The organism is Maricaulis sp., assembly GCF_030149425.1.
Taxonomy (GTDB): Bacteria; Pseudomonadota; Alphaproteobacteria; order Caulobacterales; family Maricaulaceae; genus Maricaulis.
Genome location: NZ_JASBRQ010000037.1, coordinates 1 through 23587, shown reverse-complemented (window position 1 = coordinate 23587; position 23587 = coordinate 1). Strand labels below are relative to the sequence as shown.

The window sequence follows — 23587 nt, the reverse complement described above, 5'->3', positions numbered from 1 at the left end:
CTATGCGTATGTCGGGAATAATCCGCTTAACGCAACAGATCCGACGGGGATGATGCAGGACTGCACCCACCACGGATGTGGGCAGCAAGAAACCGGTACGATCACAGACGCTGCGGTTGGGGCCGCTGAAGGGTTCGTTACAACCGTGATGGCGCCTCTCGGGTTGCATCCGGATGTTACGATTACAGAGCCGACCTCGAACACCACCATGGGCCAGGCCGGTATTGAAGCTGGGCAGACCGCTGGACTGCTGGTTGATGCGGTTGGTGGCACGCACGGCGGGGCAGCGGTTGCACGAAACATTGCCAGCCATGGTGATGATGTGGCGCGAGCAGTCACCGGTGCCGCTGATGACGTTGGCGGGAGCGCTGCTGGCTCAGGCAATAGGATTGAGCAGATCGCCGATGATGTTACCGAGTTTCTCGGGGGATCGTTTGACGTTAAGCGAAGCGATGATGCCGGCTTCGTCGCGGTCGGTGAGACTGGCAACAGATATCGCGTAGACTTCCAGCAAGCTGATGGCGCGCCACCCCATGCCCATTTGGAGCGACAAACGCCAAGTGGGCGCTACCGAGATGCAGGCGACCGGCATCGCTACGAATTCCGCGAGGATGATTGATGAAACTTGGCTACACGGCTTCAGTCCACAAAGACGGCGAGAAGATAACGCTGCGAATCGAAGAGTGGCCCGAAGGGTTTTATGTGTTCTTCCTGCGAGGCGACGCGACGGTTTCCTATCGTGATGAACTTCAGGACACCCTGGATATAGCGATGCTGGTTGGCGAAGAGGACTTTGGCATCACAAAGGATCAATGGGTGCTGGAGGAATGGCCGCGTTGGTTGCGCTGAGGAGTACGGGGTGATCATCCTCGACCCTTGGTTCAATAAACAGGGACACGTACCCATTTCCCCTTACCGCTCCGGCCCGGTCGCAGTCTCAGCTTCGATTTGGTCCCCAGCGCGTCGATCCAGTCATCTTGCCCAAGCGGATAGCCGGTCTGGTAAAAAAAAACGGGGACACGTACCAATTTTTCCGTACTGATTTCTCACTCGTTTTGCGGGGTAGCGCGCCATGAAAGGGTACGTGTCCCCGTTTTTTCCAGGCGATTTCAGCAGTTGACCATTTCGTTGATAACTACGAAGACATGCGCGACGCGAACACGATTGGAGGCGACAAGTATTTCCATTGTGTCGCTAACTGCGAGGCGACCCTAGAAGGCCCGGTCGGTGAAGATGTTGCTGAAACCATCAGTGACCTCCGGGAGTGGGTCGACCAGAATATCAAGGGTGATCCACCGTCTGCCAGCCAGGCAGATCAAATAGCCAATCAGGACGGCCGCACTGGCGCCCGCAACAATCCGAACCAAACCTGTCAGGCCACATGTTCTCATCACCGACCGAATGGTCTTCCGCCAAATTATTGATGTGGAGGGGCTCGTGAGAAAGTCGTTGCTCGCTATCGTTATAATCTTCGTTGCTCTGCTTGGTGGGGCGGTTCTGTTGTTCTTCATCAGTGGTGCGCATTTCTTCTTCGATGATGTAGACCGCTGCCTGGACGCCGGAGGGGCGTGGAACTACGAGAGCGAAATCTGTGAAGGTGTTCCTGCGGACTAGGGAGTTCGTCATATCGTCGAGCCCGCCCCGTATTCGCGGCTCTGGGCTCGCTAAATCTCATCCAGATCAGCGCTGCGTTTTTGGAAAGCTGAGAACGGTTTTTTATCGGTTCTGGCTGCGTGAATCTGGGTGCGTGCAAATTGGACGCATAAAAGAAAAACGGGGACACGTACCAATTTTTCCGTACTGATTTCTCACTCGTTCTTGTGGGGTAGCGCGCCATAAAAGGGTACGTGTCCCCGTTTTTTCCTGGGCTCGTTACTATGACGCGGATCTCGGGCGGTTCCTGCAGGTGGACCCGATCGGGTATGCGGATCAGTGGAATTTGTATGCTTATGTGGGGAACAACCCGCTGAATGCGACTGATCCGAGTGGGCTGTGTATCGTTCCGCCGACAACAGGCACCTGTATTGGGGCTGCTATGGGGGCCGGTGGCGAGATTTGGTCGCAGGCGCAATCTGGTCGCATCGAAAGACCAGAGGATGGGTGGGTGTCATTGGCTACGCTGACGGCAATTAGAAACCAGGCCGATTGGAATGCTGTTGGCAGCGCAAGTCTTCAAGGTGCAGCTTGGGGAACGCTTGGAGGCGGTATTGGCAATAGGGTAGGGCGGAGTTTTTGGGCGGCCTATGCACGACGTTCAAACCGAGAACTTGGTCCAGTTGGTCGCTGGTTTGCTCAAAAGGGTGCTGAGGGAATGGGTGCGGTCGTTGCTCAGCCGGTTGTAAGAGTAGCGAAAGCCTATCTCGGGCTTTGGGATCGCGTGCGGGATGGAATATTTGGCGGTGGTGCAGCAGAAGCCCAAGAGGCTACTCAATATCGGCACATGCGTGGAGAAGCCGTGTATGATGAAGACGGGAATATGACGGACTTTATCGTGCGCGAAGAAACAATCATTACCTGCCCCGGAGACCCAGCATGCGGGTCATCTCATGTGAACGATTTACCGGACGTGAACATCACGTATGAGACAGAGGGGCAATAAAATGAAAGCATGCCTCCGGGCTCGATCTATACCGTTTGGTATTGTGAGTTGGCGAATGTACATCGCGTCAACGTTGTTGTTTGTATTTTTGTGGGTCGGTTCCGAATTGTTGGATCCAATGATTCACGTTGATCCCATTCGGTTTGCAGGCATAGCAAGCATTCCGGTGCTGACTCATTTCGCCGCGTTTCGGGTTTGGCGATTTTTCAACAACAGCAAGTTTAATCGCTACCGTCGGCGGTATCGGTCGTGATCTCGCAATTATCAGATCATAACCCTCAGTAAGAAAGCACCGCGAACGACAAATTCTACGTCTACGACCATAAGCATGAAGCGATGATGACCTGGCTGGCCTGTTTCCCGGGGCGCGGCTGTCCCTGCGCCAAATTCCCCTATGCCAATGTCGGGAACGAACCCATAGGTTTTGTTGACCCTACCGGAGAGAGGCGACATCCTCCCGAGTCTGAAGAAGAGCCACTGGAGCATGAGCCCAACGGCGATGAGGTAACTGACTGTCTCTTGGATCCGGATTGTACGGCAGCGGTGAATCATGAAGATGCGAAAGGGAGCGAAGAGCATGTTCACCTGCCGTCTCCGTTCGAGGAGTATCCGCCGCTAACCGATGAAATAATACGTGTTGCCGAGAGAAGTCTGGGTTGCGCTTACCATATGGCCGAGACCAGATTCTATGAGGCGGTGCGTAATGGCGTAGTATTGGGAGGGGCTATGGCTGGGGGCGCCGGTCTTCTATACAAAGTCGCGGGCGCTGGTCAGTTAGGAGCAGGAAAAACGGGGACACGTACCAATTTTTCCGTACTGATTTCTCACTCGTTTTGCGGGGTAGCGCACCATGAAAGGGTACGTGTCCCCGTTTTTTTCCGGGCCGATTGCGCTGTATTATTTCTCAGACCGCCTGGGCAATGTTCTCGCCGTCACCGATAATACCGGCGCCATCCAGCAGCGCTTCTTCTACACGCCCTTCGGCGTGGAAATGGTCGGCAATGCGACGGGCAACCCTTTCCGCTATACTGGCCGCCGCTATGACGCCGAGACGAGGCTGTATTACTACCGGGCCCGATACTACGACGCTGATCTCGGACGGTTCTTGCAGGTGGACCCGATCGGGTACGCGGACCAGTGGAATCTTTATGCTTATGTGGGGAACAACCCGCTAAATGCGACAGATCCTACAGGGTTGGAGGGAATCATCATCGTAGACGGGCATAACGTTGAGATTAGGGTCAATTACGCGGTGACAGGCTTTGGCGCTACGCCTGCTATGGAGGCGCGCGTCGCTGCAGGTATTCGCGCTCTATCGGGCCAACACGGCCGCTACAACGTGACCGTCACTGCTGTCCTTTCTGACCCAAACGATGCCACAACCAATTTGTTCAACGTCCGAGCCGGTAGGGGACGCGCGCATGCGATTCTTGGCGGAAGACGAGCGACAGTTTTTGGTAACAGCAGTACCAACACCATACGTCACGAGACGGGTCATTTGCTAGGCCTGCGCGACCGTTACAACGAAACTAGAGGCGCAAATGGCAGGGCCTCGTCTTCGCCCCATGCGGGCTGGGAGGGTAATTTCATGGCCGAGCCTTACGGCGCCGTGGAAGAGCGCGATATTGATGCGTTTATCAACAACGGCGCGAACAAAGTTATTCACATCGACCAGAATGCGCCAACACAAGCCGAAGGGCCATTTTCCACTCAGGACCTTCCAAGGGGGACTGGAGTCTATTCTGTGAGCGGTCGAATAGAATCGGAAAATATCGCAGAATGCGGTCAAGTTAGGTGCGATTAAGGGGTGTTTCAGGAAAATGTGGCGTTTCAAGAATAATCTAAGTGTTGTTTTATCCTGTATTTGCGCAATGACGGTGTCTTCGTGCGCTCGTGCTGATGGCGCTGAAGATTTGAATAGGTGCTGTGACTATTTCAGTCACGGATTTTGCTTAGATCTACCGCTTGGCACCGATATTCGGCGCGTTGACCCCGTGGGTGATTTTTTTGTCCACCGAATTTCTGGATTAAGTCGCGAGTTTTCGGAGATGGAGATCAGGATTTATGAGGGCAATGCACCGAACGTCGCTGACTTCACCCCAATTGACGATAGGAGGCTGCGGGTGGGGCTTTCGTCCGATGCCCCTGAAGCTATCGTGCACTATGCTGTGGCTCAGCAGCAACAATCGTCTGTCGCTCGATCTGACCTGGTAGCCGTAACAGGCTACGATTGGCCGGCTTTTGTCCATGTTTCGTACACGTGGTCTAATGCAAGAGAGCGTGAGGTGTACCGGTCGATAGTCTCAAACATGTCCCTCGATAGAGCTGACGAGATTGTCTGGGATCCGATGTGCGAAGCTCGTCAGCACGAGTTCGACAGTGATCACCGGGCTAGTTGGTTCGCCCGCTAACCGAAGTTACCCCCAACCCGAAGTCGCGTCGCAAAAAGCTGGGACGGACACATTTTCTACGCCTCAATCTCTCAGCTATATGTTGATTTGAGAATAAACTGCGACGTGTTCCGATGTTTCACCGGGTAGACGCGCCAGTCAGCTGGGGCCCCCGCCGTTCTCCCCAACCACCTTCAAAACCCACTTCATACTCACCTTGCTCGCTTGATGAACCCCTGCTACGCCTAGCGTGCGCAGGCGATCTCAGCCGCGCTTGAGTGGTGCGAGGAGACCGGATGCGCAAGATGTCTGGGCCCTCAATTATGGTGGGCGGCGCGCGTGTTCTACGCCTTGAAAAACCCTTTTGAACGAGTTCTGAGTGGAGTGGTGTTGGCGGCGATGGCGCTGGCCATGACCGGTGTCGTGACGCAGGCCAGCGCGCAAACAGTTTCGCCCCAAACCGAACCAGAGATCACGTATGGCAATGGCGATTTTATCCGCTCGGATGATCAGCCGCTGCGTCGAGGCCCCGACCGGCTTGCCGATCCCGTAAGTGCCACCTATCGCAATGCTGAGATTGAAGCGGTCGTAAACCAGATTATCGGTGAGGCACTCGGGCTGGATTTTACCGTCGCCAACGATGTGCGCGGCCAGATCACCTTGCGAATGAACAATGTCGAGACCCGCTCGCGAAAAAAAACAGGGACACGTACCAATTTTTCCGTCCTGATTTCTCATTCGTTTCGCGGGGTGGCGCGTCATTAAAGGGGACCTATCCCCGTTTTTTTGATGAGGGCATGGTCCGGCCCATTCCCCTCCCGCTCACCCCTCGTTTCGAATCATTCCCTCTGCTAGCCTTGCTCTGGTGGCCTTGGGGAGCCGGTGATGATCTCGACGACAAATGCGGTTTTGCTGGCACGCGGGTCGCTGGCGCTGATCTTCCTGTGGATGGGGGTGATGAATTTCACCCCGGTTGGCGATGCCACCATGGCCGGCTGGATTGGCGGTCATGTGCTGCTGTCCGGTCTGGTCGACCAGGCCAGCTCGGCGGCCAAGGCGGTCGGCGTTTATCAGATCATCATGGCGCTTCTGATCGGGGCGCCCTTGCCGACCGGGAGTTTCCGCCGCATCGGTTTCATCATGCTGGGCGTGCATTGTGTTGTGGCGCTCAGCGCCTTTCTCACCAATCCGGTCTGGATTGAAAGCGCCGGCGGGTTTCCCGCCATCGGCACCGGGCAGGGATTGTTGAAATATATCGGCATACTGGGCCTGGCGATGTGGGCGGGGAGTTTCGACAGCTCGCGCATGTTTTCCAACCGCCATTCCGATACGCGGCAATGGGCGCGGCCGGTCATGCTGGCGGGTTTGCTGATCGTCCTGGCCTGGATCGGGGCGATGAAATTCACCGCTGTCGAGGCGCGCGGCATTGAACCGCTGATCCGGACCAGCCCGTTTTTCTCCTGGTCGCTCAACCTGGTCGATATCCAGGTGATCTCCAATGCGATCGGCGTCATTGAACTGGTCACGGTGGTGCTCCTGGCGGGGCACTGGTTCAACCGGCGGCTCTACGGCTATGGCCTGGCCGCGGCGGCTTTTACCTTCGTTCTGACCTTGAGCTTCATGGCCAGTTTCTCCGGCAGCTGGGAGGCGGATCTGGGTGGCTTCCCCGCTTTGAGCCGGACCGGGCAATTCCTGATCAAGGACCTCGCCCTGCTCGCCGTCTGCACGGCGCTGTGGGCAGAATTTCGCGAATATCGCTTCGGTCGCCGCGCTTGACGCAAATTTTCTTCGTAACAGTCTGAAATGCGCTTCACATGTGTCGTTGGCACGGGCGCGTTTGCTTGACCAAACGGGGCCGCGACGTATCGTTTTAGCCTTGTGACACGGGCAATTCCGGTCGACAGGGGAGAGACGAGATGGGTGTGCTGAACGCGATTGGTCGCGAGTTCAGATATTTGAGCGGTATGCTGCGGGTTCTCGGCGGCATCAAGAAAGTGGGTCCGGGCTCGGGCGCACGTGTGCCCGATCATATTGAAAACACTGTCGATAAATTCCCCGACCGGCCGATGGCCATCACCGATGAGGGTGAGATCAGCTATGCCGCGTTCGACGCCTATGCGAACCGCGTAGCGCACTGGGCCCGCGCTGAAGGGCTTGAGCCCGGCGATACGGTGGGGCTGTTCGTGCCCAATTGCTGGCAATACATCGCCATCTGGTTCGGCCTATCCAAGGTCGGCGTGGTCACCTCCCTGTTGAACACCCAGCTGGCGGGCCGCTCGCTGGCGCATTGCATTGCCATCGGTGACACCAAGCACATCATCGTCGCCGAGGAATTGTCCGCGCAATACATCTCCGCTGAGCAGGAAGGTGAGCTGCAGGCCAAGGCCTGGCGGCTGGAGGGTGCAGCCGAGTGGGGCGGTGACTTCGCCGCGGCCCTCGCAGAGCAGTCCGATGCCCGCCCGGATCGCAGCGTGCGCGACGGTGTCGAGCCCAGCCATGCGGTGCTGAAGATGTTCACCTCGGGCACGACCGGTCTGCCCAAGGCCGCGCTGATGACCCATATCCGCGCGCTCTATTATCTCAACACCTTCGCCCTGATCTCCAAGTCGCGCGAGACCGACCGGATGATGATGGTGCTGCCGCTCTACCATGCCACCGGCGGCCTGTGCGGCGTCGGTTGCGCGCTGTCCTATGGTGGCGCGCTGATCCTGCGCCCGAAATTCTCAGCCTCCTCCTTCTGGCCGGACGTTCAGCGGCACAAGGCGACACTGTTCATGTATGTCGGTGAGCTGTGCCGCTTCCTGGTCAACTCGCCCTCCGTTCCGGAAGAGCAGAACCACACCCTGCGCTGCGCTATCGGTAATGGCATGCGCCGCGATGTCTGGGACAGTTTCCAGGCGCGCTTCAATGTTCCCGATATTGTCGAGTTCTACGGTTCGACCGAAGGCAATGTCGGCCTCGTCAACGCCATGAACCAGCCCGGCGCGGTCGGCCGTGTGCCGAGCTATCTGAAACACCGGTTCAATATCGACCTTGTCAAGTTCGACATGGACGCCGAAGCACCGGTGCGCAGCGAAAACGGCCATTGCATCCGCTGTGAACCGGGTGAGGTGGGCGAGGCGATCGGCCGGATTGATCCGGAGGATGCCCGTTTCCGCTTCGATGGTTACGGCTCCAAGGAAGACACCGAAAAGAAAATCCTGCGCGATGTCTATGAGCCGGGCGATGCCTGGTTCCGGACCGGTGACCTGATGAGCCGCGACGCGCTGGGCTATTATTATTTCGTCGACCGTGTGGGTGATACTTTCCGCTGGAAATCGGAGAATGTTGCGACCGGCGAAGTCGCCGAGGCGCTGAGCTTTGACGGTATCGAGCAGGCCAATGTCTATGGCGTCGAAGTCGAGGGATATGGCGGCCGTGCCGGCATGGCGGCGCTCGTTGCGCAGGCGCAGATCGATCTCGAACAGCTGCGCGAGCACATCCACAAATCGCTGCCGACTTTTGCCCGCCCGCTCTTCCTGCGCCTGCAGGAGGTCGGCGACACGACCGGCACGTTCAAACTGCGCAAGGTCGATCTGGTCAAGGAGGGCTTTGATCCCAAAAAGATCACCGACCCGCTCTATTTCGACCATCCGACGATCGGCAAATATGTGCGTCTGACGGCCGAGCTGTATGAGCAGATTGTGGGCGGTAAAGTGCGCGTATGAGCGTGCTCGAGCCGACTGCCGACGAGATCCTCGAATTCTGGTTCGACACCGCCGGCCCCAAGAAATGGTATGCGGTCAGCGCAGCCTTTGATGCTGTGGTGCGGCGTCGCTTTGCCCGTGCGGTCGAGCGTCATTCGGCCCGCTTCAACCAGGGCGGACATCCCTGGCTCGGCGACCCCGGCAGTGCGCTCGCCCTGGTGCTGTTGTTCGACCAGTTCCCGCGCAATATCTGGCGCGGATCGGGTCGGGCCTTTGCCTATGATGACCAGGCCCGGGCCGTGTCGCTGGACATGATCGAGCGCGGCTTTGACTGGGCGATCCGGGCCGACCGGCGCGACTTCATCTACATGCCCTTCATGCATTCCGAAGACCTGGCTGACCAGGATCTCTGCGTCGAGCTCGCCGGGAGCCGTCTGGAGCAGGACAATACGCTGCGCCATGCGCGCATGCACCGCGAGGTCATCGAGCGCTTTGGCCGTTTCCCCTATCGCAATGATGCGTTGGGGCGGGAGACCACAGGGGCGGAGACCGAATACCTGACCTCCGGCGGTTATGCACCCGGTCGAAAAGACTCGGCAAAATCCTCCTGACGGCAGTCTCGACTCGGTTCCGGGTTTCGCCCTTTGCATTCAACCAATTGATTTGATTGAAAATATTGGTGCGCAGGTTTGGCCCCGGGCTTGCTCTTTAAGGATCAAACGATCAACCGGAGCCGCCTTTATGTCCGTCCAAGTCACCATCACCGCCCAGGATATGCACCAGATCGCCTGGACGCTGTTTGATCTGCATGGTGCGCAGGCGATCGGCGTGGCCGAACAGGCCGCCCATGAGCTGGACGAGGAAGGTAGCCCGGAAAGCGCGGATGCGTGGCGCATTCTCCGCTCGGTGGTCGAGGATGCGGTGGCGGGCCGGATCGGCCGCGAGTTTGCACCTGTCCTGCACTAATCCAGCGCGGCCTGATGTCCTCTTGCATGCCTCTCACGGCGTGATATCGGGACAGTATGGAAACGACGCCCTGGGCTGAAGCCCTCGCCAAGTACAAATTGCCCGACCCGCTTGACCCGGCGCATACCGCACCGGGCATGCGTGACGCCTTGCGCCGGGCTGCGCCGCACCTTGATGCCAAGGCGCCGCCGCTCGAGGAGGTTCGAGATCTCAGCGTGCCGGGTCCGGCCGGTGAGCGCCCGGCCAGGCTCTACATCCCCCAGGGTTCCAGTGCTCCGGCCCCGACCGTGCTCTTCCTGCATGGCGGAGGCTATGTCATCGGCGATCTCGACACGCATGACCCGCTCTGCCGGCGCCTGGCGGCGATCAGCGGTGTGCGGGTGCTGGCGCTGGATTACCGGCTGGCGCCCGAGCATGCCTTCCCGGCTGCGGTCGAGGATGTGCTGGCCGGGTTCGACTGGCTGGCCGGTGAGGGGGCTGAGACCGTCGGGGCAGATCCGCAGCGGCTTGCCGTCGCCGGTGATAGTGCGGGCGGCGGGCTGGCGGCCATGCTGGGCCAACAGCGCCGCGACCGGTTGCGCTTCCAGTTATTGATCTACCCGCTGCTACAGCTGGTGGAGCGCCGCAAAGCCAAGCTGAAGGCGACCGAGGGGCATTTGCTCTCCGCCTTCACCCTGGACCAGATCGTGCGGGCCTATGTGGTCGAGGAAGAGCGGGCGCACGATACGCGCGTCTCGCCCCTGCTGGAGAATGATCTTGCCGGGCTTCCGGACGCGGCGATTTTCGCTGCCGAGCTCGACCCTCTGCTCGATGAGGGCCAAGCCTATCGCGACCGTCTGCACGCGGCCGGGGTGGATGCGCAGTACACGCTCGGCCGGGCCCTGCCGCATGGCTATTTCAATCTCACTGCAGTGCTTCCCGGCACCAAGGCGCTGGTCAACCAGGCGGCCCTGGCCCTGGGTGATGCCCTGCGCGAGTGAGCCATTGCTTTCCCCCCTCCGGCACCCTAGCTGGAGGCCATGAGCCTTTCTTCGACCTACCGCCCCGATCCGCGTTTCGCCGCCCTAGGCGATGACTTCTCCGATGCCGTTGATCCGGCCGATTTCCCGCAGGCGACCGAGCGCTTCTGGAATGCCCGCTGGGCCGGGCAGACCGGGCTGGATGCGCTGACGGCGGATGAGCGCATCGCCCATTTCCAGCGCTTTGATGCGTTGCCGGACAATCAGCAGCGGCCGCGCGCCATGCGCTATCACGGCCATCAATTCCGCACCTATAATCCCGAGCTCGGCGATGGACGCGGTTTCCTGTTTGCCCAGCTACGGGACCAGCACGGCCGTTTGCTCGATCTCGCCACCAAGGGCTCGGGGCAAACCCCCTGGTCCCGCGCCGGTGATGGCCGGCTGACATTGAAGGGGGCCGTGCGCGAGATCATGGCCACGGAAATGCTCGAGGCGCTCGGGGTCTACACCTCCAAGACTTTCGCGGTTTTCGAGACCGGTGAGGATTTGCATCGCAATGACGAGCCCTCGCCGACGCGCTCAGCGGTACTGACCCGCCTGGGCCATTCACATATGCGCTTTGGCACATTTCAGCGGCACGCCTATGAGGGCGCCGAGGACCGGATCGATCAGCTGATCGGCCATGCGCTGGAAAACTACTACCCCGACCAAGCTGATGCTGCTGATGCGCCCTCTGCCCTGCTCGAGCAGGTCGTGGGCGCCAGCGCGCGGCTGGCGGCGAGCTGGATGGCGGCGGGCTTTGTCCATGGCGTGCTCAATACCGATAATCTCAACGTCACCGGCGAAAGCTTCGACTACGGGCCGTGGCGTTTCCTGCCGCATTACGAGCCAGGCTTCACGGCGGCCTACTTTGACCATAGCGGGCTCTATGCCTATGCCCGCCAGCCCGAGGCCGTGTTCTGGGCCCTGCAGCAATTTGCCGGCGCCCTGTCCCTGAGCGGCGACGCCAAACAGCTCGAGGCCGTGCTCGCCACCTTCCCGGCGGTCTATCGCCTGGCCTTGCTCGATGCCTTCCTGGCCCGTTTCGGCGTGCAGTCGGCCGGGCGGGATAATGACGAGGCGATGGTGCGGGCTTTCCTCGGCTTCATGCAGCCCACCCAACTGCCCTGGGAGGCGGCATTCTTTGACTGGTTCGGCGGTGAAGCCAGCGCCGGGCGGGCAATGTCCGGGGCGCGCGGCAAGCGCTATACCGGCGAGCTGTTCAAGACCTGGCAGGATGCGTTGTACCAGCATGAGCCCGTACGTCCGGAGCGCCTGCAGCATGCCTATTTCGCCAGTGAGGCACCGGTTCATATGGTGATCGACAAGGTCGAGGCGGACTGGGCGGCGATTGCCGAGGGCGATGACTGGTCGCAACTGCACCAGACGCTGGGTCGGATAGCCGACGCGCGCGAGGCCTATGATCTCGGGGCTGGCCGTCGCGGATTTGTACCGGCGGCTTGACCGCGGGGCGGGTGGCTGAGAGTGATATCCGTATGACATCGCAGATCGAATTCCTCACCGCACCGGTATTGGAACATGACCGTCTGATCCACGCTTTCACCACCCGTCCGGGCGGCGTCAGCGCCGGGCCCTATGCCAGCCTCAATCTGACCCGGTCGCGCGGTGACAGTGCCGACCATGTCAGCGAGAACCGCCGCCGCGTCCGCGAAGCCCTCGGGCTCGACTATCTGGTCTTTGCCAAACAGGTGCATGGCTGCGATGTGATTGCCATTGATGCGCCGCCGCTGGGCGAACAGCCTGCGGGCGAGGCCGATGCCCTGATGACGGATAAGCCGGGTATTGGCCTGGTGTGCCAGACCGCCGATTGCACGCCTATTCTCATGCATGATCCGGAGAATGGCGCTGTCGCCGCCATTCATTCCGGTTGGCGCGGCACGGTCCAGAATATCGTCGAAGCAACCGTTGCGGCCATGGCACAGCACTATGGCTCCAAGCCCGCAGACCTTCGCGTTGCCATCGGGCCGAGCGTATCGGCCGGTCAGTATCGTGTCGGCCCGGAAGTCGTGGCGCAGTTTGAAACCGGGTTTCCCGATCCGGTCTTGTCGCTGCGTGACGAAGACGGCGGCGCCCAGCTCGATGTTGCTGCTGCCTGTGCGCATCAATTAAGGGCGGCGGGCATTGCGCCGGAGCATCTCACGCAGCTGCCGCACTGCACCTATAGCGATGAAACGCGCTTCTTCTCGGCTCGCCGATCACATCATCGCGGCGAGAGCGGCCAGTTTGGCGGCCAGGGCGGTATCATCGCGTTACGTGGAGTGGCACTTTGATCAGCGACATTGAGCGCTTGGACTGTGTGTCTACTGACGAATTCCAGGAATGAATCGGGCGCAAGGATGGGCCGGGTCTGGCCGCGAGCCTTTGCCTGGACATAAACCACAATGAAATTGTGTAGCTATTTGCCACCATGGGCTTTAGCGTGTCTTGAATCGAGTCGAGCGCGGGCCAGATTTCTATGCAACTTGAAAGTGTTATAGAGAGGATTGGCGATTACTGCAGCGATGCGATCCTGATCACCGAGGCTGAGCCCTTCCGGATTCCGGGGCCCAGAATTCTTTGGTGCAACAGGGCGTTCACGGCGATGATGGGGTATCAGCCCGAGGAGGTGATCGGGCAAACACCGCGCATGCTTCAACGTGATGATTTCGATCCTGAAGTCGGCCGGCGCATCACGGAGAGGCTCGACCGCTGGGACCGGGTACGCGAGGTGGTGACCAATTACACCAAAGACGGCCGTCGGGTTTTTGTCGAACTCGACATCGTGCCGATTGCCGATGAAACCGGCTGGTTTCACTTCTGGCTGGCTGTGCAGCGCGATGTCACCGACCGCATTCTCGCTGAACAGCGCATCGTGGAGGCAGAGCGCCGCTTCGAGATAGCCGCATCGGTCTCCCTGATCGGAGTTTGGGACTGGGATGTGCGTACCGAGGCGCTCTACTGGTCGCAGGAATTCATGAATATCGTCGGGATCACCGAGGCGGAGTTCAGCGGCGATTTCTCGGCTTTTGAAAGCCGCCTCCATCCCGATGATCGCGACCGCGTGCTCACCGCGGTCAATGATCACCTCGAGCGCGACATTCCCTACACGATCGAATATCGCCTCAAGCATGCGCAGGGCCATTATGTCGATATCCGTGCCCGAGGATCGGCCCAGCGTGATGCGGAGGGCGAGCTGATCCGTATGGTCGGGTCAGTGCAGGATATCAGTGATCAGATCGCCTATGAGGCCGACCTCAAAGCGGCGCGTGACGAGGCGGATAGGGCGAGTGCGGCGAAGTCGCAGTTCCTGGCCAATATGAGTCATGAAATGCGCACCCCGTTGAACGGTATTTTGGGGATGACCCATTTGCTGCAACGCACGGGGCTGGACGAACGCCAGAACATGTATGTCGCCGATATCGGTGCCAGCGGGACGGTATTGCGCAGCCTGGTCGAGGATGTACTGGACATTTCCCGCATCGAAGCCGGTGAAATTGTCCTCGCCTATGAAGCCTTCCGGCTCCGCGATGTCTTCAACGGTGCCGCTGACGCGGTGCGCGGGGCTGCGGCGCAAAAACCCATCGAGTTCAAGACCGGGTTCAATGCCGGTGAGACGGTCACGGCGCAGGGTGATCCCAAACGCCTGCGCCAGGTCCTGATCAACCTCCTGGGCAATGCCATCAAGTTCACCGATACCGGCACGGTCCGGTTTACGGCCCGTCTGCTCGGCCGCAATACGATCCGGGTCGAGGTGGAAGACACCGGCTGCGGCATCCCCGCCGAGGCCCAGGACCGCGTGTTTGAACGGTTTCAGCAGGGCGATGGATCGGATAGCCGCGCTCATGGCGGCTCCGGGCTGGGGCTCAGCATCGTCAAAGGTATTGTCGAACAGCAGGGCGCGCGCATCGGCTTTTCTAGCCAAGAGGGTGAAGGGTCACGTTTTGTCCTCGACTGGCCGCTTAATGCCGGTGATCCCCTGGATTCCGAGGACGAGCTTGAGGTGCTTGAGAAAAGCGCCACAGCGGCCGCCCCGCAGATCCTGGTCGTCGAGGACAATGCAACCAACCAGGCTGTCATGCGCGGTGTTCTGGAGCTGGAGGGCTATGAGGTGACCTCGGCCTGGAACGGCCAACAGGGGCTCGATGCGCTCAAGAGCGCGCCGGAAACGGCCCTGATCCTGCTCGATCTGCAGATGCCGGTGATGACCGGGGAAGAAATGCTGGGGCATTTACGGCGCGATGATCACCCCAATTGCAAGACGCCGGTGATCGTCGTGACGGCCAGTGCCGACCCATCATTGCCGTCGAAAATGGCTGCTGTCGGAGCGCAGGAGGTGCTGACCAAGCCCTTCGATCCTGAGGGCTTGCTGGATCGCGTGCGCAGCTTCGTCAGCGGGGCTCAATAGGCCAGCCAAGCGCGTTCAATAGCGCGGCCGCCCGGAGACCAGACGCACTTCGCCCTGCCGCCGCGCCGGGGCGCAGCTGGCAGGGCAAGTCATGTGCAGGGTTTAGCCGGAGGGGATAAGGTCGTTGACCTTGGCCAGGTCCAGGCTCGATTTCACATCTCCGGTTGCGCCTTTGATGGAAAAGGATTTCCCGGCGCGAGAAAAGCGGTCATTCGCCATCAGCAGCATGCCGATCCCGGCCGAGTCGATCGCGGTGAGGCCACCGAGATCATAGCTGACACTGCTAATGTCGCCGTCCTGTGTCATGGTCAGCAGCTCGCGCATGCCTTCGCGATCGTCAAAGGTCAGCTTGCCGCTCAGATTGACACTGGCAACGCCCGCCGCAACGGATTTATTCGCTTCCATAGATCAGCTCCACAATACTGAATTTTCGGACGCGTCATCATCGCTGTCCGAGTAGTTGAATTGAGTCTGCAAACGGGCCGCTTCTTGCTCGGCGCGCTGAGACGCTGCAGTCACGATACGCGGGATTTCGTGGCGGGCAAGCTCGGACATATCCGCCATATCCTCCGCCGTACCGGCGAATTCGCGGGCCTCGCTCGCTGCCTTCTCCGCAGCCTCGCTAATGCTCTGTACGCCGCCGGCGACACGGCCGGTGGCTTGGCGGGTTTCCTCCACGAAGGTCCGGAAACTCTCCGTTGATGCCCGCTGTTCTTCCATCGCGGCAGAGACCGCAGTGGTGACCTCGCTCAAGGTCGCGATGGAGCCGGAAATCGCGCTGATCGCGTCCACAGCCTCGGCCGTGCGGTCCTGAATGCCGGCGACGCGCTCGTGAATTTCCGATGCCGATTTGTTGGTCTGGGAGGCCAGGGCCTTCACCTCCGAGGCCACGACGGCAAAGCCCTTGCCGGCCTCACCGGCACGGGCGGCTTCGATCGTGGCATTGAGGGCGAGCAAATTGGTCTGCTCAGCCAGGTCATTGATGATCTCAACAAAATTGCCGATCTGCGAGGCCGCGTCGCGCAATTCGCCGACGGTCTGGCTGGACACCTCCGCGCGCTGCACGGCGTCGCGGGCGAGTTCATCGCTGCGGGTGATCTGTTCGGTCACTTCATTGATGGCGACAATCAGCTGGTCGGCCTGTTCGGCGGCTTCGCCGGATTGTTCGCGCGAGCGGGTGGCTTCATCGACCATGGTCTGGGCGGTTTCCGAGGCCGTAACCAGGCTCTCCCGGACCGACATGGCCCGTTCGCGGATATCGGTGGCGGAGGTGACCACACGGCCGAGCGAGCGCTCCGAGGACGATTCAACTTCTTCCGACATGGTGCGCATCATCGTCGTGCGTTGTTCCAGCGACGCTTTTTCCTGCTCGGCTTGTTTGCGTTCCAGCATGCGGCGCTGGGCACTATCGGCCAGGAAAGCCTTGGCGGCGCGGGCCAGTGAGCCGATTTCGTCTTGGCGTTCGGCACCCTTAATGTCGATCTTGTCGCAGCCCTGCGTGATGTCATCGAGATTGGTCGCGATGCGTTTGATCGGTGAAACCACGCCCAGGGTTACAACCACTGAGAGCCAGATCGTGCCGATCGTAACGAGAAGGGCGACGGCGAAGACGATCAGAGTTGCGCGGTTCGAGGTGGCGAGCTTTTCTTGGGCCTGGTCATAGAGATACTGATTGAACTCGGTCTCGACTTCCATCATCGCGTCGATGCGACGCGTCGAGGCGTCGAACCAGGCGCCGCCCTGGCCTTCCGGCACCGCTGCGCCATAGCCTGCCTCAACGAGAATGGCACGGAAGCGGTCGACCTCCGCCTGGGTCGGCGCAATGGTCTCATCGAACCTTGCTGCCCACGTCTCACCCATCACCATCTTGAATTCATGGATATAGGCGTCCTGAGCCGCGCGCAGATTATAGACGCGCTGGTGGTTGGAACGCGGTACAGCGGCCTGACCGAAAGAGTTGGCGCCGATAGCCCGTTCGATACCGGCATTCTCCTTGGCTTCCATCAGGTTGAGCAAGCTGATCATGCCCTCGGTCATCTCCGCATCGCGGGATTCGTGGACCTCTTCGACATAGGCTTCAAGGAAGGCGTTGATGGTCGTCGTATAGGGCGCCACGCCGGCGCCAAGATTGATCTGTAATGCGTCAACAGCGTCACGGTGAGCCGCAATGGCTTCGAGCAGATCATTGGCGCGCTCGACCTGCGCCGCATATGCTTCCGAATAGAGGGCCAGATTCTTAGCTTCGAACGCCTGGTAATACTGAGCAATAACGCGGTCGGTTACGTCGCGCTGCCGTGCGAGTCTGTCACGAAAAACTTCTCCACCTTGGGATCCGATAAAACCCGCCGTGTTGCCGCGCTCACGTTGCAGTTCGTGGATCACAGCGCTGATATTGCCACCAAAAGCGGTAAGCTCGGCCAGGCGTGCCATTTCCGCCGATTGGCGTTGCTGGGACCCGACAAACATGAATGCGAACACCAGAAGGCCGATCACCGGAACACCGACCGCGGCTCCGAGGCGGTGCATGATTGAGGGGGTGAAAAAGCGCATGGATCCGCTCCGGGTTTTAAATCTCGGGCGAAAACGTCTCAATTTGTAGTTTCTGAAAACCTAAGGCCGGGGAGGCGAGCCCGCACAATTCCTGCGGCATCTGCTCATATTCTATAACCATAGGGAAACTGGCGACCCCGACAGGATTCGAACCTGTGGCCTACGGATTAGGAATCCGTCGCTCTATCCACCTGAGCTACGGGGCCGCACCCTGTTTTTCTGGTGCAATTGGCGGCTTTGCGCAAGCCGGGCGCTACGCTTTGCGGGGCAGGGGATCTGCTTCCAGCGGGCTGATGCCGGGATAGGCCTCGATGAGCGCTTTGGCAGCCAAGTTGCGGCGCTCGATTAGCGCTTTGGGCAGGCCCCCATCGCGATCGCGCTGGGCCCACTCAACCAGGCCGTACTTGCTGAATACCAGAGCGTTGACCGGAACCGTGATCAGCGTACTCGCGGCCGCTCCACCCAGCATGAAGGGACCGATCCCCTGCCAGCCGGTCAGCAAGTCATCCCACCCTTCAAAAATGCCGATCAGCAGGCCGGCCACGATCGCTACACCCACCAGCATGATCAGGGTGCGGGCAACCAGCTTCATCGCCTGCCAGCCGATCTCGGGCTGAAACCGCAGCGGTAGCGAGCCGTCGGCATAATGATCCGGGATATTGGCCGGCAATTCCGAGCGGGCGGTGAGAATGCGGATGAAGGCGATCCAGGTGACCAGAAACAGTCCGATCGCGATCACGGTAAGCGCGGTTGATATCTCCTCAAGGCCGAGAAAATAGCTCAGGAAGGCAAAGAAGGCGGATCCGGCCAGCGGCCAGAAGAGCGCAAATATCAGCCGGATTTCCCGCACTGGCGGGAAGAAAAGCGCGCGGTCTTCGCGGGCGCGCAGGGATTGCGGGGTGATACTCGACATCAGGCCTATCAACACCGTGCCGCGCCGGTGAAGTCAATCGCATTGCCGTTTGCCTCCGGTGCGGCGTTGAAAGGATTGCCATGGGCCGGTGATCAATGCCATGGGTCAGGTCTTGCACCAATTACAGGCCGCCCGCGCGACATGCCCGTCATTCCCTATCGCATCACCCTGGCCCGCCGCGCTGCCGAACGCCTGGGCTATACATTCCGCGATCTCGACCGGGGCAGTGGCTATCTGGTTGAGGTCGAGCATGACGGGCGGCGTGTCCATCTCGGCGACGGCAAGATCAGCGCCTATCCGGTCAATAGTGCGACCGCCGACCATATCGCCCGCGACAAGGCCTTCACCAATGTCGTGCTGGACCGGGCCGGCTTGCCCAATCTGGGTGGGCAGCTTTTCTTCGCCAATACGCGCTTTGCCGAGTTTCGCGATGCCAGTCGCGAGATCGCGGACCATATAGACCGGCTGGGCTATCCCTGTTTCGTCAAACCCAATCAGGGCTCCAAGGGGCGTCATGCCCAGATCGTGCACACGGCCGAGAAGATGCGCGCCTATGTGACGCTGGTTGCAGACGAGATTGACCAGATCCTGGTGCAGGACATCGTCGAGGCGGACGAGTACCGGGTCTTTGTCGAGCACGGCACAGCCCTGTTTTCCTACCGCAAGCAGCCCGCGGATGCGGCGCAGGCGGCCAATCTGGCAGCGGGGGCAAAACCCGTCGAGTTCACGCTGACACCGCGGCAGACGCTTGCCGCGCTGGCGCTCGACGCCGCCGAGGCGCTCGACTTGGCCATCGCCGGGATCGATATTTTCGTTCTGGCCGATGGGTCGATGCGGATTGTCGAGGTGAATTGCAATCCGGCGCTGGATTCGCTGCAAATGCTGGAGCTCGATGAGATCGGTATCGGTATCTGGGAGCGCATGCTGACGCGCCTGCTGGCCGCCTGATGCAATCTTCAAGTCTTCAGCTTCCCCGCTTTGGTGATGGGATTGGCCTGGCGCGGACCGCCCGGCTGGGCGCTCTGCTGGATATTGATATCGCCGCGCTGGGGGCGCGCTCGATCGCCATTGCCGGGAGCAATGGCAAGGGCAGTGTCGCGCGCATGCTGGCGGCGGGCCTTCGGGCCAGCGGGCGCCGCACCGCCATGTTTACCTCACCGCACCTGTTTGCCTTCAACGAACGCTATGAGATTGACGGCCGGGCACTTGATGATGCGGCTATTCTTGCGGCCGAACAGCGCGTGGATGAGGCCATCCGGCAATACCGGGAAGAAACAGATGGCGAGGCGGTCGGCGCTTTCGAAGCAAGTTTCCTGACCGCCTGCCTGTTGTTTGCCCGCAATGATCTCGATGATCTGGTGTTCGAGGTCGGTATTGGCGGCCGCTATGACCCGGTGCGGCTGTTGAAGGCGCCGCTGAGCGCCCTGGTCTCGGTCGATCTTGAACATACCGGGCTGCTGGGGAACAGCCTGCAGGAGATCGCCCTCGACAAGCTCGATATCTGCCCGCCGGGCGGACGGATCATCGCCGGGCCCAGCCTGGCGCTGTTGCGGCCGGCGCTGGAAACGGCCGCGGTGCGCAAGGATATCGTTATTGAGTGGAGTGCTGAGCGCATAGCCGTCGCTTCCTTCGCTGACGCCTGGGACACCGCACGGTTCGAGCTCGATTTTGCCGGCCACGGCCTTGCCATCCGCACCGCCCTGCACGGCCGCCATCAGGCCGACAATGCTGCGCTCGCCCTGGCGCTACTGCACCAGCGGCTCAAGGGCGAAGCCCCGGACCGGGTTGCTGAGGCCTTCGCCCAAGCGATGGCGGGATTAAGCAATCCGGGACGAATGGAGGTTTTCGACCGCGAGCCGTCCCTTCTGCTAGACGCGGCGCATACACCGGCTGCGATGTCAGCGGTGCTTGGCGATATCGATGCTCTGCTTGCTGGGGCACCGGCCCTGGCACTGGTCGCTGTTTCGCAGGACAAGGATTACAGGTCCCTGTTACGGGCGCTGGCAGGCCGCTTTGATCATTTCATCCTGGCGCCGGCTCATCGTAGCCTGACGCCTGAAGAGGCAGCTGCAATCCTGCTTGAAGCCAACCCGGCCGCCGAGATCGAGATCGCCGCGAATGCCGCTGAGGCCCTTGTGCGGGGCGATGCCATGGCGCGCAGGACTGGGATCCGCCATATCGCCGGGCTGGGTGGCTTGTTCTGGGCCGGTGCCTTGCGCGCCGAGCTGACCGGGCAGGGCGCAGCCTCTCTCGCGTTTGATTAAGACTGCGGCGCCGGCAGGCCGGCAAAATGAAACGGCCCGCCATCAAGGCGGGCCGTTTGCATTGATCAGGTCGGGATCGGGCTTAGCCGACCTGGCTGCGCAGCGTGCCGAGCTGTTCGGCCACTTCGCGCGTCGCCGCGGTCATTTGGTCAACGGCTTCCTTGCCGCGCGCAACCGATGCTCCGGAGGCGCGAACGCCCTCGAGGATTTCCTTGACCTCATTATCGAGCGCGGAAATGCGGCTGGCGATATCCTCGGTGGCCTTGGCCGTCTGACCGGCCAGCGCCTTGACCTCACCGGCAACGACCGCGAAACCGCGTCCGGCTTCACCGGCGCGAGCCGCCTCGATCGTTGCGTTGAGGGCCAAGAGATTGGTCTGGCTGGCAATCGCCTCAATGGTCGACAGGATGGCGTTGATGCGCTGCGAGGCATCGGTCAGCGCTTCGACCCGGCGCTCGAGCACCTGGCTGCTTTCCTCGACCTGGTTCATGGCATCAAAAGCGACCTGGGCCGCCTCGGCGCCCTGGCTGGCGCGTTGGGCAGTTTCGCCTACCGCTTCGGCGATGGCGTGGCTGTTATCACTTCCGCTGGCGTAGGGCTCGGAAGTCTCGTCGAAAGCATAGGCGTTCATGGCGTGGAATTCCCGTGTGGTGAGTCGGAACAAGGTTAATGGCGATTTTCAAAAGGAAGGGTTAACCGCGCCGGCGCCGGCGCCGGCGTGATGGTGATCACACATAAATACACCTATTACGAGTATATTGATGAAAAGCTCTGGGAGGTGTCATGCGCGCGCTCGTTATCATCATGGTTTGTGCTCTTTGGGGGCTTCCCGCCTGCGCCCAGGACAGGCGTTCCGATCCGGGTGAGGGTGAGCCGGGCCGGGTGGTGGCGATCACCGGGCCTTTGAGTTTGCAGATCGCCCGGGAGGCAGATGAAGTCGAGGTCCGGCTGGGTGCGGTCAACACCCCGCTCGAACGCGAAGCCCAAGCCTGGCTTGAGGCCCAAGCCGCCGGAAAGTCCGTTGAGATCTTATCAGGTGATGAAAGCCGGGACCGCTATCAACGGCTTATCGGGCAGGTGGTCATCGGCGCGGCCGGCCCTGATGGCGGGCGCGTCTGGGTGCAGGAGGCGCTGATCGAAGCGGGCTTGGCGCGTTTTCTGGCCTATGGCGATACCGATGCCTATGCGCCGGCCCTGCTTGCGGCGGAACAGCGCGCCCGGTCCGCGCGGCGCGGCCTGTGGGCCGATCCGGCGCATGGGATTCGCGACCCCAATCCGGACCGGCTGATCCAGGATCTGGGAACCTTACAGCTGGTGGAGGGCCGGGTCATGGACGTGACGCGGCTGGATAATGGCCGCACCTACATCAATTTCGGCGCCGACTGGCGCACCGATTTTACCATCCGTATTGATGAGCGTTTTGCTGACCGCTTCGATCGCGACACGATCTCCGCCCTGGAAACCTATCGAGTCCGGGTGCGGGGTGTGATCATCGATGAAAACGGCCCGATGATCCGGCTTGCCTATCCCGGCCGGCTCGAACGCCTGGAGGATTAGCGGGTCGGGATCAGCTCGATCTCGTAGGGATCGCCGAGACGGGTGACCAGGGCAGATTTGAGTTTCTGCATGGCCGCACTCTCGATCTGGCGCACGCGTTCCTTGGATATGCCCAGCACTTTGCCCAGCGCTTCCAGGGTCGAGCCATCTTCTTGCAGGCGGCGCTCGCGGATGATGTATTGCTCACGCTCGGACAGTTTCGACAGGGCGTCACCGAGCCAGACCTTGCGGCGTTCGCTATCGGTGGAATCCATCACCGCGTCTTCCGGTGCCATGGATTCGTCGACCAGGAAGTCCTGCCATTGCGACTGCTCATCATCACCCACCGGTGCATTGAGCGACCGGTCGGCGGCGGAGAGGCGGTCCGCCATCGACGACACGTCCTCCTCGCGCACGCGCAATTCCTTGGCGATCCAGGCGCGATTTTCCGGGGTCAGGCCAGCACCATCAACATCGCCGATCTGGGCGCGCAGGCGGCGCAGATTGAAGAACAGGGATTTCTGCGCCGAGGTGGTTCCGGTCCGCACGATCGACCAGTTGCGCAGGACATAATCCTGGATGCAGGAGCGGATCCACCAGGTCACATAGGTGGAAAAGCGCACTTCGCGCTCCGGCTCGAAGCGCTCAACCGCCTTCATCAGGCCGATATTGCCTTCCTGGATCAGGTCGGAGAAGGGCAGGCCGTAGCGGCGATATTTGGCAGCCACCGCGATGACCAGACGCATATGCGCTTTGGTCAGCTTGTGCATGGCCCGTTCGTCTCGATGGTCTCGCCAGCGCAGCGCCAGATCAATCTCTTCCTCGCGGGAAAGAAGCGCCTCCGCCATAGCAGCTTTGACGAAGCGCTGTTGACCAGCGTCGGTGTCGGAGGAGGAACGCGGGGTGGAGGCGTGCGCGGTGTTTTTATCCATCGTGACAATTCCTTTCTCCTAGTCCGTACGTAGGACTTTCAAGAGCGGATCAGTCCGATATGTGTATTAGAATATAAAACGCCCGGTGCGGGGCACCGGGCGTTCCAGTCTTAGCTAGCCAAATGGTTGTTTAGGCAGCTTTTTTGAGCAGCGAAGCGGACAGCATTTCGCGTGCTTTTTCGTGCTCGATATTTTCTACAGCCGCGAGTTCGCGGACCATGCGGTCCAGGGCGCTCTCATAAAGCTGACGCTCGGAATAGGATTGTTCCGGCTGGTCTTCGGCCCGGTGCAGATCGCGCACGACCTCGGCGATCATGATCAGATCGCCGGAATTGATCTTGGCTTCAT

At 60.5% G+C, this 23587-nt stretch carries 21 protein-coding genes, 1 tRNA gene and 3 pseudogenes; 18 read left to right on the top strand and 7 right to left on the bottom strand.

Going from position 1 to position 23587, the window contains the following annotated elements; genetic code table 11:
• From Q1V57_RS05740 to Q1V57_RS05675, 15 genes and pseudogenes are all read left to right on the top strand, one after another.
• Positions 1-619: pseudogene (locus Q1V57_RS05740) on the top strand (hypothetical protein); the annotation flags it as partial.
• Positions 619-849, top strand: coding sequence for a hypothetical protein (locus Q1V57_RS05735; RefSeq protein WP_300528511.1), 231 nt, complete (start codon positions 619-621; stop codon positions 847-849). The pseudogene Q1V57_RS05740 and the gene Q1V57_RS05735, both read left to right, overlap by 1 nt.
• Positions 850-1145: 296 nt before the next feature.
• Positions 1146-1424: a hypothetical protein gene (locus Q1V57_RS15900; RefSeq protein ID WP_366145086.1), complete on the top strand. Its 279-nt coding sequence runs from the start codon at positions 1146-1148 to the stop codon at positions 1422-1424.
• Between the two features lie 452 nt (positions 1425-1876).
• Positions 1877-1981, top strand: a pseudogene (locus Q1V57_RS15895) (RHS repeat-associated core domain-containing protein); the annotation flags it as partial.
• A gap of 129 nt (positions 1982-2110) precedes the next feature.
• Positions 2111-2599, top strand: a complete 489-nt coding sequence (locus Q1V57_RS05725) for a hypothetical protein (protein WP_300528507.1) — start codon at positions 2111-2113, stop codon at positions 2597-2599.
• Between the two features lie 850 nt (positions 2600-3449).
• Positions 3450-4403, top strand: coding sequence for an RHS repeat-associated core domain-containing protein (locus tag Q1V57_RS05720; protein WP_300528504.1), 954 nt, complete (start codon positions 3450-3452; stop codon positions 4401-4403).
• A 925-nt stretch (positions 4404-5328) separates the two neighbouring features.
• Positions 5329-5754, top strand: a complete 426-nt coding sequence (locus Q1V57_RS05715; protein WP_300528502.1) for a hypothetical protein — start codon at positions 5329-5331, stop codon at positions 5752-5754.
• 120 nt (positions 5755-5874) lie between these two features.
• Positions 5875-6765: a DUF417 family protein gene (locus tag Q1V57_RS05710; RefSeq protein WP_300528500.1), complete on the top strand. Its 891-nt coding sequence runs from the start codon at positions 5875-5877 to the stop codon at positions 6763-6765.
• Positions 6766-6905: 140 nt separating this feature from the next.
• The gene (locus Q1V57_RS05705) at positions 6906-8696 is read left to right on the top strand and encodes a long-chain-acyl-CoA synthetase (protein ID WP_300528497.1); all 1791 of its coding nucleotides are present in this window, start codon (positions 6906-6908) and stop codon (positions 8694-8696) included.
• Complete coding sequence (locus Q1V57_RS05700; protein ID WP_300528494.1) at positions 8693-9286, top strand: DUF924 family protein; 594 nt, start codon at positions 8693-8695, stop codon at positions 9284-9286. Before Q1V57_RS05705 ends, Q1V57_RS05700 begins: the two co-directional genes overlap by 4 nt.
• 130 nt (positions 9287-9416) lie before the next feature.
• Positions 9417-9641 (top strand): hypothetical protein, encoded by a 225-nt coding sequence (locus tag Q1V57_RS05695; protein ID WP_300528490.1) that lies wholly within the window; start codon positions 9417-9419, stop codon positions 9639-9641.
• Positions 9642-9697: 56 nt separating this feature from the next.
• Positions 9698-10621, top strand: coding sequence for an alpha/beta hydrolase (locus Q1V57_RS05690; protein ID WP_300528487.1), 924 nt, complete (start codon positions 9698-9700; stop codon positions 10619-10621).
• A 39-nt stretch (positions 10622-10660) separates the two neighbouring features.
• Complete coding sequence (locus Q1V57_RS05685; RefSeq protein ID WP_300528484.1) at positions 10661-12103, top strand: protein adenylyltransferase SelO family protein; 1443 nt, start codon at positions 10661-10663, stop codon at positions 12101-12103.
• 32 nt (positions 12104-12135) lie between these two features.
• The gene (gene pgeF, locus Q1V57_RS05680; RefSeq protein WP_300528481.1) at positions 12136-12930 is read left to right on the top strand and encodes a peptidoglycan editing factor PgeF; all 795 of its coding nucleotides are present in this window, start codon (positions 12136-12138) and stop codon (positions 12928-12930) included.
• 185 nt (positions 12931-13115) lie between these two features.
• Entirely contained in the window at positions 13116-15044 is a 1929-nt protein-coding gene (locus Q1V57_RS05675) for a hybrid sensor histidine kinase/response regulator (protein WP_300528478.1), read from the top strand.
• Between the two features lie 102 nt (positions 15045-15146).
• Here the strand turns inward: Q1V57_RS05675 and Q1V57_RS05670 are convergent, their stop codons facing one another.
• From Q1V57_RS05670 to Q1V57_RS05655, 4 genes are all read right to left on the bottom strand, one after another.
• Positions 15147-15449, bottom strand: a complete 303-nt coding sequence (locus Q1V57_RS05670; RefSeq protein ID WP_300528475.1) for an STAS domain-containing protein — start codon at positions 15447-15449, stop codon at positions 15147-15149.
• A 3-nt stretch (positions 15450-15452) separates the two neighbouring features.
• On the bottom strand, positions 15453-17594 hold the full coding sequence (locus Q1V57_RS05665) for a nitrate- and nitrite sensing domain-containing protein (RefSeq protein ID WP_300528473.1): 2142 nt from the start codon (positions 17592-17594) through the stop codon (positions 15453-15455).
• Between the two features lie 129 nt (positions 17595-17723).
• Positions 17724-17800, bottom strand: a tRNA-Arg gene (locus Q1V57_RS05660).
• A gap of 47 nt (positions 17801-17847) precedes the next feature.
• Positions 17848-18507, bottom strand: a complete 660-nt coding sequence (locus tag Q1V57_RS05655) for a hypothetical protein (protein ID WP_300528471.1) — start codon at positions 18505-18507, stop codon at positions 17848-17850.
• 141 nt (positions 18508-18648) lie between these two features.
• On the opposite strand from Q1V57_RS05655, the gene Q1V57_RS05650 reads away from it, so the two are divergent.
• Together Q1V57_RS05650 and Q1V57_RS05645 are read left to right on the top strand one after the other, a co-directional pair.
• Positions 18649-19455, top strand: coding sequence for an ATP-grasp domain-containing protein (locus Q1V57_RS05650; RefSeq protein WP_300528469.1), 807 nt, complete (start codon positions 18649-18651; stop codon positions 19453-19455).
• On the top strand, positions 19455-20771 hold the full coding sequence (locus Q1V57_RS05645; protein WP_300528467.1) for a cyanophycin synthetase: 1317 nt from the start codon (positions 19455-19457) through the stop codon (positions 20769-20771). The genes Q1V57_RS05650 and Q1V57_RS05645 overlap by 1 nt, the downstream gene beginning before the upstream one ends.
• Before the next feature lie 82 nt (positions 20772-20853).
• On the opposite strand, the gene Q1V57_RS05640 is transcribed toward Q1V57_RS05645, so the two are convergent.
• Positions 20854-21402 (bottom strand): methyl-accepting chemotaxis protein, encoded by a 549-nt coding sequence (locus Q1V57_RS05640; RefSeq protein ID WP_300528464.1) that lies wholly within the window; start codon positions 21400-21402, stop codon positions 20854-20856.
• 152 nt (positions 21403-21554) lie between these two features.
• Here Q1V57_RS05640 and Q1V57_RS05635 point away from each other — a divergent pair, with 152 nt between their 5' ends.
• Positions 21555-22328, top strand: a complete 774-nt coding sequence (locus Q1V57_RS05635; RefSeq protein ID WP_300528462.1) for a thermonuclease family protein — start codon at positions 21555-21557, stop codon at positions 22326-22328.
• Here the strand turns inward: Q1V57_RS05635 and Q1V57_RS05630 are convergent.
• Both Q1V57_RS05630 and Q1V57_RS05625 read right to left on the bottom strand, forming a co-directional pair.
• Positions 22325-23239 carry an RNA polymerase factor sigma-32 gene (locus Q1V57_RS05630; protein ID WP_300528459.1) on the bottom strand — a complete coding sequence of 305 codons (915 nt, stop codon included), beginning with the start codon at positions 23237-23239 and terminating at the stop codon, positions 22325-22327. The two genes, Q1V57_RS05635 and Q1V57_RS05630, sit on opposite strands and share 4 nt — an antisense overlap.
• A 130-nt stretch (positions 23240-23369) precedes the next feature.
• A pseudogene (locus Q1V57_RS05625) lies at positions 23370-23587 on the bottom strand (CarD family transcriptional regulator); the annotation flags it as partial.